This window comes from Acidovorax sp. NO-1 (assembly GCF_000238595.1).
In the GTDB taxonomy this organism is placed as follows: domain Bacteria; phylum Pseudomonadota; class Gammaproteobacteria; order Burkholderiales; family Burkholderiaceae_C; genus Acidovorax.
In genome coordinates this window covers 14,467-28,019 of sequence record NZ_AGTS01000038.1, presented here as the reverse complement: position 1 = coordinate 28,019, position 13,553 = coordinate 14,467, and the positions used below count along the sequence as shown (strand labels likewise).

The window sequence follows — 13,553 nt, the reverse complement described above, 5'->3', positions numbered from 1 at the left end:
GGGCGGGGCGCTGGCCATGGCCTGCTTTGCCAGTTGCAGCATGCCCATCACGCCGCTGCCGTGCTGCACCATGCGCGCCATCTGGCTGCGCAGCACAAAGCCGCCCAGCTCCAGCACGCGGTTGACCAGCCCGCCGCGCAGCGCCTGCACCAGCACCCCCAGCGACAGGTCCACCAGCTGGGTGGTGTCGGCAAATTCGTCGGAGGTGTCGGCCAGCCAGTACGCCACCACACCGGCCAGGTAATCCGTGTACAGCCCGCCCGCCATGCCCTTGAAGTCGCAGGGCTCGATTTCGCCGCTGGCCTCTGCGGCCTCCAGAAAGCTGGCCACCGCCTCGCGCAGGCTTTGGCGCGCTGCCAGGGGCTCGGCCAACATCGACAGCGGCGAGCGCCGCGCCAGACTGCGCACCTGGGCCACAAATTCGCGGTCGGCCAGCAGGCGCTCCAGCACGGCATCGGTCAGGCGCTGCAGCTTCTCTTGCAGCAGGTAGCCCGCAAAGCCGGGCGTCTGCAGGGTTTCGGCCAGCGCCTGGTGCGCCACATCGTCCAGGTAGCCCAGCACGATGCGGTCCTTGGTGGGGAAGTATTTGTAGATCGTGGCGTCGCCAATGCCTGCTGCACGGGCGATGTCTTTCATCGTTGTGCCGTCAAAGCCCTGGCGGGTCATGAGGTCCACCGCGCTGGCCACGATCTGGCGGCGCGTGGCGTCTTGTTGCTGGCGGGTGGTTTTCATTTGACTATCTTTAAATAAACAAAAATTTGTATTTAAAGAATAGTGTTTTCTGTTTGTAGCGTCAAGCGTGCGTGATACCAGAAACCGTTTTGGAGTCGGTTGTGAGTGCGGATTTTTTGGTGTTTTTTGGCATCTAGCGCTTATTGGTAAAGCGCTACCAGCTATCAAAAATGTAGTGATGGCAGCGTCTTTCGCCTAGCGAGTGCCCGCCGCCGACCGCCACGAAGGCGTTCAGAAAGAAGGAGGGTCACCTTCTCATCGTCGCAAACGCCTCGAACTCCCAGCTGCGCATCGCCAGAAGCAAGGTGTAGCCCTCGCGCTCGCGGTCGGGCAGCTTCTGGTCGGCCAGATGCTGCTGGGCAAAGTCCTGGGCCACGCGCTGCATGCGCTCCATGAAGGCAGGGGCCAGGCTGCGGCTGATGTTGCCGTGCACCAGCAACACGCCTTCGCCCGAGCCGTCAAAGCCGCCTGAAAAATAGTCCAGCAGCGCGTGGTCGCGAAAGTAGTTCATCACCGGGCCGTGCGGGCGCCAGCGGAAGGTCTTGGCCAGCTTGAGGCGGTAGCGGTTCAGCGGCCGCAGCTCAATGATGCCGATGCGGTCGAGCTGCGCGAGGTACTTGATGCCCTCGGCCTCGGTCAGGCGGTAGGCGGCGGTCACCTGCTCCAGCGTCCACTGGCTGAGCACGCAGATCGCCATCAGCAGCAGTTTCTTGTCGCCCACCACAGCCTTTTCCTGCTCCTGCGTCAGCTCTTTGAGCAAAGGCTGCTCGTCGGCCACGCGCCGCGCCAGGTCGGCAAAGTCCAGCGCCAGCGCGCGGCAGATGGCGTCGATGCGCGACAGCGGCATGTCGCCTCTGGCCAGCATGCGCTTGACGCTGGACTCGGCCATGCCTAGCGCCTGCGCCAGGTCGGCGTAGGTCATCTGCGCGGTCTTGAGTTCTTTCTTCAGGGCGTTCACGAGGTCTGCGGTTGTGCTCACGGGTTTTCACTCCTTGGTATCAATTATCAATACCAAGGGTGGCTTGGGTGGCCCTGCGAGCGACTTTCTGAGGCGTGGCAAAGAGCTGCTGAACACACTGCGCGGGCAGAATGGCGCCCACGCCGTGGGTGACATCTGCGAATCGTGCGCACCCAACGCCTGAAGTGCGGGCACGGAAAAGTCCAACACGCCAACCCATCGGAAACGAGGAGAAAAGCATGCACCCCGAGACATCCTCACACAGCGCTGCACCCGCGCATGAGGACCCGAACCAGTTTGCCCTGCTGCGCCAGCGGCGCTTTGCGCCATTCTTCTGGACACAGTTTTCCGGCGCGGCCAACGACAACCTGTTCAAGTTCGCCTTCACCGTGATGGTGACCTACCAGCTCAGCGTGGACTGGCTGCCGCCCGCCATGGCGGGGCTGGTGATTGGTGCGCTGTTCATCCTGCCGTTTTTGCTGTTCTCGGCCACCTCCGGCCAGCTGACTGACAAGTACGACAAGACGAAGATGATCCGCTTCGTGAAGAACATGGAGATCGCCATCATGCTGGTGGCGGCCTTTGGCTTCATGACGGACAACGTGCCCATCCTGCTGCTGTGCACCTTCCTGATGGGCGTGCATTCCACGCTGTTCGGCCCCGTCAAGTTCGCCTACATGCCCCAGGTGCTCACCGAGCGCGAGCTCACGGGCGGCAACGGCATGGTCGAGATGGGGACCTTCGTGGCCATCCTGCTGGGCAATGTGGCGGGGGGGCTGCTGGTGGCCATACCGGGTATTGGCCACACCACAGTGGCGGTGGCCTGTGTGCTGGCGGCGCTGGCCGGGCGCGCGGTGGCGCAGTTCATCCCGTCAGTGCCCGCCACCGACCCCGGCCTCACCATCAACTGGAACCCCTTCACCGAGACCTGGCGCAACCTGAAGCTGGCGCATGAAAACATCGTGGTGTTCCGCTCGCTGCTGGGCATCAGCTGGATGTGGTTCTTTGGCGCGGTGTTCCTGAGCCAGTTTCCCAGCCTGGCCAAGGAGGTTTTGCATGGCAACGAGCAGGTGGCATCGCTGCTGCTGGTGGTGTTCTCGGTGGGTATTGGCATTGGCTCGCTGCTGTGCGAGGTGCTGTCGCGCCGCCATGTCGAGATCGGCCTGGTGCCGCTGGGCGCCATCGGCATGAGCGTGTTCTCCATCGACCTGTACTTCGCGTCGCGCAGCCTTCCAGCGTCCGACATCATGGGCCTGGCTGCCTTCATTTCGCAGGGCACGCACTGGCGCGTGATGCTGGACCTGCTGCTGCTCAGCCTCTTTGCGGGCCTGTACAGCGTGCCCATGTACGCGCTGATCCAGATGCGCAGCCAGCCCACGCATCGCGCTCGCATCATCGCGGCCAACAACATTCTGAATGCGCTGTTCATGATCGCCAGCTCGCTGATCGCCGGGGCCCTGCTGGGCGCGGGTTTCACGGTGCCGCAGATATTTCTGTTCACCGGCATCGCCAACGCGGTGGTGGCGTTCTACATCTTCATGCTGGTGCCCGAGTACCTGCTGCGATTTGTGGCCTGGATGTCGTCGCGGTTTGTGTACCGCTTCAAGGTGCAGGGCGACGAAAACCTGCCCGCACAGGGCGCGGCCATCCTGGCCTGCAACCACGTGAGTTTTGTGGATGCCGTGCTGCTCATGGCCGCCAGCCCGCGCCCCATCTACTTCGTGATGGACCACCGCATCTTCCGCGTGCCGGTGCTGGGCTGGCTGTTCCGCCTGGCCAAGGCGATCCCGATTGCACCCTACAAGGAAGATCCCACAACCTACGAAGCCGCTTTCGAGCGCGCCGCCCAGGTGCTGCGCGAGGGGGACCTGCTTGCCATCTTCCCCGAAGGCGGCATCACCAAGGACGGGCAGTTGCAGGAGTTCAAGGGCGGCATCATGAAGATCATCGAGCGTGCGCGCGAAGAGGGCATCGAGGCCCCGGTGATCCCCATGGCGCTGACCAATTTGTGGGGCTCGTACTTCAGCCGCATCGAGCAGGGCGGTGCCATGGTGCGGCCCTTCCGCCGCGGCATGTTCAGCCGGGTGGGCCTGAATGTGGGGCACCCCGTGGCCCCGCGCGAGGTGCAGCCCACGCTGCTGCGCGAGCGTGTGCAGACCCTGCTGACGGTATGACGGTATGACGGTATGACGGTGTGATGCTGCCGGTACAGGGGGCCGACCGCAGGATGGCCCCCTGTCCCACACCCGCACAGCCCACCTGCGGTTACGGTCAGTTCTTTGCCCACGCATTGCAAAGGAGACCGACCATGGCAACCACCATTACCCAGGCCCGCCCCCTTCTCACCGCCGCCGAGCTGGAACTGTTTGACCAAAGCCGCGCTGAGCCCATCAAGGCGCTGACGCTGGCCCGCCTGCGCGGCAAGGTCACCCGCACGCGGACCCTGCGCGACAAATACCGCGATCTCTACCGCCGTCAGACGGTGTCGGTGCGTTCCGCCTCCACCACCCAGGGCCGTTCACCTGCCGGCGCCGACAACGCGCGCACGCACCGCAAGGCAGACATCCTGCAGGAGGTACTGGACCGCTTTGAGGCCCGAGTTTCCCACCTAGAGGCCAAGCAGGCGCGCGAAGCGGGCGCCGCTGCAAGCGCACGGAAAGCCCCTCAAGGCCGCGGCGCCGCCGCTGAGGCCGGGAAATCCGCCAGGCCGCAAGCTGACGCCAAGGCGGTAGTGCCGAGCCGCGCCGCAAAACGCACTGCCGGCGCCCCCACGCCGCGCAGCGCCAAGGCCCCCTCGGACAAGGCCCCCACCGCCAACGGCAAGGCGCAGGCGCCAGTGGCCCCTGCGCCCACCGACCTCGTTCCCTCCGCGCTGCGCGGCAATCCGCTCAAGCAGGCGCCCGGCAACATTGCCATCCATGCGCACCAGGGCGCCAGCGTGCGCCGCGCCCAGGGCAAACGCGACAGCCGGTAAGCAAAGGCATTGCGCCCGGCCCAGCGGATGGGCACGGGCGTTCCAGCGCAACACCGGGCTTGTGCCTGCGATGCAGCGCACGGCGTTCAAACGCTGTCACTCCACGGCGAACGTCAATCCCGCATTGGCCTGCAGCCGTGCGATCAGCCTGTCACCCATGGCGGGTGCTGTGGTCCAGATGCCCCCAGGGGTTTCGGTAGCCTCCTGCAACAGGCACACCGCCGCCTCGGTGATCATCTTGGAGGTGGAGCCATAGCCCGGGTCCCGGTCGCCCGCCACGCCCACGCGCAAGGTGTTGCCTGTGGCGTCGCTGCCCAAAAACAGCACGTCGTAACACCCGTTCTCGCGCTCCTCGCGTGAAGGGCCTTCGCCGGGCTTGGGGCCTTTGTCTGAACCCAGCGATTTGTCGCCTGCCACCGCGTTGGCAACCGCCTCACCCTTTTCGCCGGGGCCGGTGATCAGCATTTCGTCGTACACAAAGTCAGCGCCGTAGGCGTGCTGCAGCAGGAAGTTGGAGCGGTGCACATTGCGCGTGTTGATGGCGGCCATCACGAAGGGAGCCACCCAGATGCCTTCGCCTAATGCCTCATCCACCATGGGCTTGTGGCCCGAGGGCTGGCGCGGGCCTTCAAACCCGGGGGTGAGCGAGAAGGGGTTTTTCAGCAGGTCCAGCACCCCGGGCTGGGTGGCAGCGGCCGCCATGGTGGCTTTGAGGCTGGCAGCGGTGCCGCCCGAGAACGTGCCCTTCATCTTGCGCACCCGGCCGCGCACGCGTGGGGCAGGGTGGCCGAAGCGGTGGCGGAATTCCTTTTGCAGCAGGAACACGCCCAGGTCGAACGGGATCGAGTCGAACCCGCACGAGAACACGATGCGCGCGCCGCTGGCTTTGGCCGCAGCTTCGTGCGCGTCGATCATCTGGCGCATCCATGCCGGTTCACCGCACAGGTCCACATAGTCCACACCGGCCTTGGCGCACGCGGCCACCAGCTCGTTGCCATGCAGCTGGTAGGGGCCCACGGTGGTCAGCACCAGGCGCGTGGCGTCCATCAGTGTCTGCAGGCTGGCGGGGTTGCTGGTGTCGGTGACGACCAGCGGGGTATCGGCCGGGGCGCCCAGCTCGTCGCGCACGGCGGCCAGCTTGTCGGCGTTGCGCCCGCCCATGGCCCAGCGCAGGCCGCTGCCGGCGGGGTAGCGCTGCAGCAGGTATTCGACCACCAGGCGACCGGTGAAGCCGGTGGCGCCGTGGACGACGAGGTCAAAGGGCTTGGTGGTGGTCATGGTCGGTGGGTCTCCGTGAAGTGGTGCCAGCGGTGGCGTGGCCGCGATTGTGGGAGACAAGCGCAGCGCCGTCTGTCGCCCATGTTCTGGCGCCTGATGCGGCTGTTGAACGGGGTTGGGTGGCAAAAAGTATCGCAATTCGATACCAATCAGCCGGTGCGGGGCCACTGCGGTACCCGGACGCGGACACCCGCAAACAGTGCCGTCACCATTCGCTCCGTGTTCAACCCAGGCCCGTGTGGCCCTCACCCTTGTATGTCTTACACCTCTTCCCTCATCGTGCAGCGTGACACCCGTGCCTGGCAGCTTCAGGTGTGGGTTTCGTTCGGTATTGCGGTGTTTCTGTGTGCGGTGGGCTTGGCCTGGTTGCCGGGCTCGCAGCTGGAGCAGGCGTTCATGGTGATGGGCTATGTGTTCTGCCTCTCGGCCGCCTTCGTGCTGGCCAAGTTTGTGCGCGATAACGAAAGCGCCACACGCCGCAGCGCAGGGGACACGCCCCTGTGGAAGCTGGTGGTGTGGGGCGGCTTTGCGGTGGCCATGGGCCTGACGGGCTGGGGCCTGCTCGGCATGGAGATCAACGTGACGTACAAGGCTTTTCTGGGCGTGAGCTGGCTGTACCTGATCACCACCGCGTTCACCCTGGCCAAGATGCTGCGCGACCGCCACGAGGCCGACCTGGCCGAAGCCCGCCTGCAGGGCCGCCGTGAGGCCACTGCCGCAACCGCTGCCAACGCTGCCGGGGCGGCTACGTCTGGTAACAACGCCAACTGACATCTTCGCGCCGCAGCACCCGGCCTGGGCGATGCTCCCGGGCGGGAGTGAAACGAGACCCAGCCCTGCCGCCGTTGCTGTGCGCCAGGGCATCCAAAATCCAAGAGGAGTGAAACCATGTCCCTGTCCCTTTTTCATCACCGCAGCGCGCGCGCCGCGCTGGCCCGCGGGTTGCTGGCTGCGGGCCTGCTGTGTGCGGTGGCCGTGCTTCCCGCCCGCGCCCAGAGCGAGGCGTCGGCGGCGCTCTCGCTGCTGCCTGTCGCTTCCGTCGTGGGTACGGCTTCGGTGGCCTCTACCGCCGCAGGCGCGGTGGTGGCGGTGCCTGCGGCCTTGTCGGTGGGCGGCGCGGTGCTGTCCGTGAAGGCTGTGGAGGCCTCGGCCGTGGGCACCGTCTACCTGCTTGAACGGGCTTCTGACGGCGCACAGGTGAGTGTGGAGGTGGCCGGCCGGGGTGTGGCGGCCTCGGCCTATGCGGTGGGTACGGTGGTCACCTGCAGCGTGATCGGCACGGGCGTGATCCTGTCGGCCGCGGGCGAGGCGATTGCGTTTGTGCCCAATGCCATCGGCCGTGCGTTGCTGCACAACGAGCGCCTGTGAACATGAATTACATCCCCCTGAGCCGCAATACCGCTCGGTGCTGGCCGCCGAAGGCGGCAGCTCTTCAGGCCGTCCAAGCGTGCGCAGGTACGCTCAGAGACGCGGCCTTCAGCCCCTTTTCTCTACGCGCTGCGCGCTACGGGAAGGGGGACGATGCCCTCACTGCGGGTCGGCCTTGGCTCGGCATCCCTCGCTTGGTTCGCTCCCCTTGGATGTGCTGCGCCTTTGCGGTGCTGGCGTGTGCCGCAGTGATGACGGCCACCCCGGCCCACGCCGGCCGCTCCTGCGAATCGCGCAAGCCCGTGCCTCCCCAGGTGATCGAGCGCGGCATGCAACTGGCCGCGCAGACCTCGGCCGCACTGGATGCCGAACACGCCAGGTCCGGGGCCCGGGTGGTAGCGCTGGCCCGCGCGGGGCAGGACCTGACGAAATACGGCCTGCGCTACTCGCACATGGGCTGGGCGTACAAGACGGCGGAAGGCCCCTGGCGCGTGGCGCACAAGCTCAACGAATGTGGCACGGCCGTGGGCCACCTGTACCGCCAGGGCCTGGGCGAGTTCTTCCTGGACGACCTGTGGCGCTTCGAGGCGGTGTACGCGTTGCCCACGCCTGAGGTGCAGCAGCGCCTGCTGGCCGTGCTGCAGGATAAAGGGCTTACCCGCTCGCTGCAGCACCAGCCCTACAGCATGGTCAGCTACGTGTGGGGCCGCAAATACCAGCAGTCCAACCAATGGGCGGTAGAGACCCTGGCCCTGGCCATGGAGCCCGCCACCGTGCGCACGCGGGACCAGGCGCAGGCGTGGCTGCAGTTCAAGGGCTACGAGCCCACCACGCTCAAGCTCGGCGCGCTCACGCGGATGGGCGGGCGCGTAGGGTCGGCCAACATTGCGTTTGACGACCACCCGAACGACAAGCGCTTTTCCGATCGCATCGAAACCGTCACCGTGGATTCGGTGCTGGCCTGGCTGCAGCGCGCACAGATGGCGGCGGCGCCGGTGGTCGTTACCGCTAAAAAATGATAAAAATGGCCTCCAGCGCTTATTGGATAAGCGCAAGCAGCTATCAATTAAATAGTATTCAACGAGGGAAATGTTCATGAGCAAATCACTGCGGCTTTCCGAAAAATGGTTTCGTCGGGGCCTCTGGCTGGTGGCGCTGGTGTTTGCCAGTTTCCTGATCGGCCTGGGGGGCACCATCGTGGGAGACCTGCCGAAGGTCGAAACCCCGTTGCGCGTGGACGACTTTCTGGACCAGCCGGCGGCCGAGAAGCTGCGTGCCCAGGTCAAGGAAGCGCGCCAGGCCGAGCAGGACGCACAGACCGCGCTGGAGCAGGCCCAGCTGCAGCGCAGCAAGGTGCGCAGCGAGGTGCAGGCCGAGCGGGAGAGCTTCAACAACTGGCTGTCCACCCGCAGCGCCACGCAGCGCGCCGACCAGGACCCCGAAGTGCTGGCGCGCACGCACGCGCTGGATGTGCTCAAGCTGGTCGAGCGCAAGACGCAGCAGGCTGTGGAGGCGCAGCAGCAGGCAGCGCTCGATGCCCGGCAGGCCGCCGCGGCGCGGCAAGAGGAGCTGCACCAGATGGAAGCCGACGGCTACGTGAAGCTGGAGGCCGAGCGCCGCAAGGTCGAGCTCAGGGTGTTCCTGTACCGCCTGGCCCTCACGCTGCCGCTGCTGGCCATCGCGGGCTGGCTGTTCGTCAAAAAGCGCAAGGGCACCTACTGGCCGTTTGTGTGGGGCTTCATCTTCTTCGCACTGTTTGCGTTCTTTGTGGAGCTGGTGCCCTACCTGCCCAGCTATGGCGGCTACGTGCGCTATGTGGTGGGCATTGCGATCACGGCCGTGGTGGGGCGCTACGCCATTCAGGCGCTCAACCGCTATCTGGAGCGCCAGAAGCTGGCCGAAACCCTGCCCGACCAGGAGCGCCGCAAGGAGCTGGGCTACGACGTGGCGCTGGCCCGCCTGGCCAAGAGCGTATGCCCGGGCTGCGAGCGCCCGGTGGACCTGAAAAACGAGAAGATCGACTTCTGCCCCCACTGCGGCATTGGCCTGTTTGACCACTGCGGCGCCTGCACCACCCGCAAGAGCGCGTTTGCACGCTTTTGCCACGCCTGCGGTACGGCCAGCCAGCCAGCCGCAGCCGCAGCTGCAGCGCAGCCGACACCCGGGACGCCCGCCTCAACACCTTCTGCAACACCACCTGCCACAGGGGCGTGATACAAAGGCTGCGCACCCGGGGTTTGCTCCGGCGTGCCGCTGTCTAGCTTGCCTTTATTTTCAACACCACCACCGGGAGCAACCATGGGCTTTTTTTCCAAGATTTTTTCCAAGATTTTTCCCTCCGCCAATGCCGCTGAAGTGGTGGTAGCACCCCCTGCAGCGCCAGCCGCCGCCAGCGCCCCCGCTGCCCCGGCCGCCCCTGCCGGGCCGGCCCCGATCCCCCTGGGGGATGTGGCGCCGATTCTGGACGCGATGCCCGGCGCCAAGGCACTCAACTGGCGCACCTCCATCGTGGATCTGCTCAAGCTGCTGGGTCTGGACAGCAGCCTCTCCGCACGCAAGGAACTGGCCGCCGAACTGCTGTACAGCGGCAATGACGAACCGGGCTCGGCCGCCTGGAACATCTGGCTGCACAAGCAGGTGATGCGCAGCATTGCCGCCAACGGTGGCACGCTGCCGCCCGAGCTGCGCGACTGACCCGCCCCCCCGCGCTCGCCGCAGGCGTCTGCCATCGTGTATGGCAGACGCCTTTTTTTCGGATGTACTGATTGAAGTCAATACGTGGAACTACATCCTGACAAGCCCGATGAAGTAACTCCACGACTGGCGCGGCACCGGAGGGCGCCCTAGTCTCACGCTCCTTAGAAACAAGGAGACAGACATGCGCAAATGGATTGTTCCCGGCACCTTGACCTCGGTGGCCATGGCCATCCTGACGGGCTGTGGCGGGGGTTCTGATTCGGCGGTCAACAGCCTGCCCGTCGGCATTGCCGAGGTGTCGCGCACAGCGTACACCGCTACCCAGCCGGGTGCGGGCACCAGCCCGGCCACGCAGGATTTGCTGACCGGGGGGCTTGGCAAGGCCGGGCTGGGCCTGGCCGCCGCGCCCGCATTTGCCGATCCGCTCAACCCCACGGCCGCCGAACTGCGCCGCAATGCGCTGCATGGCAACTACCGCGGCATCATGGACGCCTCGGCAGGCAGCGGCTATGGCACCCTGTATGGCCCCAACATCGACCTGGCGGGCCGCGACACCCTGGGCCACGGCCTGATTCCGGGTGTGGAATACCTGGCCCGGCTCGATGATGGCAGCGGCCGCAAGAACGTCGCCATGGTCGTGCAGGTGCCCGCCCATTTCGATGCGAGCAACCCCTGCATCGTGGCCGGGCCTTCATCGGGTTCGCGCGGGGTGTATGGGTCCATTGGCAGCGCCGGGGAGTGGGCCCTCAAAAAGGGCTGCGCGGTGGCCCTGACCGACTCGGGCAAGGGCATGGGCCTGCATGACCTGATGGACGACAGCGTGAACCGCATCGATGGCACCCGCGCTTCGCGCACGGCGGCGGGCATGCTTTCGCACTTTGCCGCCCAGATCACGGATGCCGCACGCACGGCGTTCAACACCGCCTTTCCCAACCGGCTGGCGCTCAAGCATGCGCATTCACAGCAGAACCCGGAGCAGGACTGGGGCACGGACACCCTGGCATCCATCCGGTATGCCCTGTACGTGCTCAACCAGGAATATGCCCCCACCGTGGGAACCGGCCCGCAACGCGAGGTGCGCTTCAACGCCGACAACACCCTGGTGATCGCGGGCTCGGTGTCCAACGGCGGTGCGGCCGTGCTGCGTGCCGCAGAGCAGGACACCGATCGTCTGATCGACGGTGTGGTTGCGTCCGAGCCCAGCGCCCAGCCGCGCACCACGGCGGGCTACGGTGTGCAGCAGGGCGGTGTGCCTGTCGAGGTGTATGGCCGGGCACTGATCGACTACTTCACCGTCGGCAACATCTACCAGCCTTGCGCGGCGCTCGCCCCCTCGGTGACCATGGCCGAGGCCAGCTTCTTCAACTACATGACGCTGGCCCGACTGAATCCGGCAGCCGCCAACCGCTGCGCGGCCCTGGCCAGCAAGGGGCTGCTGAGCGGGGCCGATACCGCCGCCCAGGCCACCGAGGCCTTGCAGAAGCTCCGTGCCTACGGCTGGACGGCAGACCACGACGCCATGCACAACGCCCACTACGGGCTGGGCAACTCGCCCATCATCGGCATGATGTACACGAACGCGCTGGGGCGCTTCTCGGTGCTCGACAACCTGTGCGGCATGAGCGTGGCCCAGGTGAACGGGTCCACGGGGGATGTTGTGCCAGTGTCCGCGGCTGTGAAGGCCGGGTCTTTCGCCATTGGCAATGGCACCGCCAACGGCGCGCCGGCCACGGTGGTCTACAACGACTCGGTGGGCGGCGCCAAGGCTTGGCAGTTCGCCGTGTCGCCCAGCACGGGCAAGGCCGACCTGGCGCTGGACGCTGCGCTGTGCCAGCGGGCACTGGTGACCGGCGTGGACATGGTGACGGGAGCTGCCCTGGGTGCCGCTACGGTGCCCACCAAGGCACAAAGCGACGCCTTGCGCGCCGGCATGGCGCAGGTGCAGCTCAACGGCAACCTGCGGGGCAAACCGACCCTGATCGTGGCGGGTCGCAGCGATGCCCTGGTGCCGGTCAACCACTCCTCTCGTGCCTACGTGGCCTACAACCGCGCTGTGGAAGGTGCGGCCAGCAAGCTGCGCTACTACGAGGTGACCAACGCCCAGCATTTCGATGCTTTCCTGTCGCTGGCCGGTTTTGACAACCGCTACGTGCCGCTGCATGGCTACTTTAACGATGCGATGAGCGCGATGTATGCGCACCTCAAGTCAGGTGCGGCCCTGGCCCCGAGTCAGGTGGTGCGTGCCACGCCCCGTGGCGGGCAGCCAGGTGCGGCACCGGCCATCACGGCGGCGCATCTGCCCGCCATCGTGGCCACGCCGGAAGCGGGCAACCAGATCGGCTTTGCCGGGAGTTCTGTCAATGTCCCACATTAAGCTCACCCCCATGGCCTGGCTGCGCCAGGCCGCCCGATGCGTGCGCGGGCTGTGCGCCGCTGGCGCCCTGGCGCTGTCCTGGTCGTCGGCACAGGCGGCCGACATCGTCATAGGCCAGGTGGCCCCCCTTTCGGGGGTGCTGGCGAGCACCGGCAAACAGATGGTGCTGGGCGGCACCATCTACTTCAAGCATGTCAACGCCACGGGCGGGGTGCATGGCCAGAAGATCGTGGTGCAGGTGGCCGATGACGGCTACAAGGTGGACGACACCGTGCGGCTGACGCGCGAGTTCCTGTCCAACCCTGAACTGGTGGCCCTGTATGGTTTTGCGGGCACCTCCAACGTGGGCAAGCTGCTGACCGACGGGGTGCTGGAGCAGGGCGGCGCGGCGCTGGTGGCGCCCTACACCGGGGGCGAGCCGCTGCGCAACCCGTTCAACCCCTGGATCTTCCATGTCCGCGCCGGCTATGCCGACGAGACCGAGCACATGGTCCAACAGGTGACCACGCTGGGCATGACGCGCATTGGCGTCATGTACCAGGACGACGGTTTTGGCAAGGCGGGCCTGGAGGGCGTGCAGAAGGCGCTGGCCAAGCGCAACCTGGAACTGTCGACGATCGCCACCTACGACCGCAACACTGCCCAGGTGGATGATGCGGTGGCGAAGATCATGAAATCCGACGCCCAGGCGGTGATCATGATTGCGGTGAACAAGCCCGCGTCGGCGTTCATCAAGGGCTACCGCGAAGCGGGCGGTGGTGCGCAGCTCTACAACATCTCGGTGGTGGATCCGTCCGAGATCGTCAAGCTGGCGGGCCTGAAGAATGCGCATGGCCTGGGCATCAGCCAGGTGGTGCCCTTCCCGTACCAGCCCAACCTGCCGGTGGTGCGCGAATACCAGACGCTGTTGAAAAAATATGCTCCCGAGGAGCATGTCAATTACACCAGCTTCGAGCAGTTTCTGGGGGCCAAGGTGCTGGTCGAGGCGCTGCGCCGCGCGGGGCCCGCGCCGACGCGCGCCAGGGTCTTGAAGGCGCTGGAAACCCTGGGGAGCTACGACCTCGGCGGGATCACCGTGAACTTCTCGCCCAACAACCGCGTGGGTTCGCGCTATGTGGAGGTGACAGTCATCGGGCGCAGCGGCCGGCTGATGAAATGAGCACGAGCCGGTG

General features: G+C 66.0%; 12 protein-coding genes. 9 read left to right on the top strand and 3 right to left on the bottom strand.

Going from position 1 to position 13,553, the window contains the following annotated elements; genetic code table 11:
* A partial coding sequence (locus KYG_RS03940) for a TetR/AcrR family transcriptional regulator (protein ID WP_008903533.1) occupies window positions 1-732 on the bottom strand: 732 nt, incomplete at its 3' end.
* Window positions 733-979: 247 nt separating this feature from the next.
* Entirely contained in the window at window positions 980-1,711 is a 732-nt protein-coding gene (locus tag KYG_RS03935; RefSeq protein ID WP_008903532.1) for a helix-turn-helix transcriptional regulator, read from the bottom strand.
* 218 nt (window positions 1,712-1,929) lie between these two features.
* Here KYG_RS03935 and KYG_RS03930 point away from each other — a divergent pair, with 218 nt between their 5' ends.
* A complete protein-coding gene (locus KYG_RS03930) occupies window positions 1,930-3,864 on the top strand; it encodes an MFS transporter (RefSeq protein WP_008903530.1) in 1,935 nt (644 codons plus the stop codon).
* A gap of 134 nt (window positions 3,865-3,998) precedes the next feature.
* Complete coding sequence (locus KYG_RS03925; RefSeq protein ID WP_008903529.1) at window positions 3,999-4,664, top strand: hypothetical protein; 666 nt, start codon at window positions 3,999-4,001, stop codon at window positions 4,662-4,664.
* A 96-nt stretch (window positions 4,665-4,760) separates the two neighbouring features.
* On the opposite strand, the gene KYG_RS03920 is transcribed toward KYG_RS03925, so the two are convergent.
* Window positions 4,761-5,942, bottom strand: coding sequence for a trans-acting enoyl reductase family protein (locus KYG_RS03920; RefSeq protein ID WP_008903528.1), 1,182 nt, complete (start codon window positions 5,940-5,942; stop codon window positions 4,761-4,763).
* Window positions 5,943-6,197: 255 nt separating this feature from the next.
* Here KYG_RS03920 and KYG_RS03915 point away from each other — a divergent pair, with 255 nt between their 5' ends.
* From KYG_RS03915 to KYG_RS03885, 7 genes are all read left to right on the top strand, one after another.
* A complete protein-coding gene (locus KYG_RS03915) occupies window positions 6,198-6,713 on the top strand; it encodes a YiaA/YiaB family inner membrane protein (protein WP_008903527.1) in 516 nt (171 codons plus the stop codon).
* 117 nt (window positions 6,714-6,830) lie between these two features.
* Entirely contained in the window at window positions 6,831-7,310 is a 480-nt protein-coding gene (locus KYG_RS03910; protein ID WP_008903526.1) for a hypothetical protein, read from the top strand.
* Between the two features lie 212 nt (window positions 7,311-7,522).
* A complete protein-coding gene (locus KYG_RS03905; RefSeq protein WP_008903525.1) occupies window positions 7,523-8,329 on the top strand; it encodes a DUF2145 domain-containing protein in 807 nt (268 codons plus the stop codon).
* 76 nt (window positions 8,330-8,405) lie between these two features.
* Window positions 8,406-9,524: a serine endopeptidase gene (locus tag KYG_RS03900; protein WP_050813792.1), complete on the top strand. Its 1,119-nt coding sequence runs from the start codon at window positions 8,406-8,408 to the stop codon at window positions 9,522-9,524.
* Between the two features lie 84 nt (window positions 9,525-9,608).
* Window positions 9,609-10,004, top strand: a complete 396-nt coding sequence (locus KYG_RS03895; protein ID WP_008903523.1) for a DUF3597 domain-containing protein — start codon at window positions 9,609-9,611, stop codon at window positions 10,002-10,004.
* A gap of 184 nt (window positions 10,005-10,188) precedes the next feature.
* A complete protein-coding gene (locus KYG_RS03890) occupies window positions 10,189-12,381 on the top strand; it encodes a 3-hydroxybutyrate oligomer hydrolase family protein (RefSeq protein ID WP_008903522.1) in 2,193 nt (730 codons plus the stop codon).
* Between the two features lie 10 nt (window positions 12,382-12,391).
* Window positions 12,392-13,540 carry an ABC transporter substrate-binding protein gene (locus KYG_RS03885; RefSeq protein ID WP_008903521.1) on the top strand — a complete coding sequence of 383 codons (1,149 nt, stop codon included), beginning with the start codon at window positions 12,392-12,394 and terminating at the stop codon, window positions 13,538-13,540.
* The last annotated feature ends 13 nt before the right edge of the window (window positions 13,541-13,553 follow it).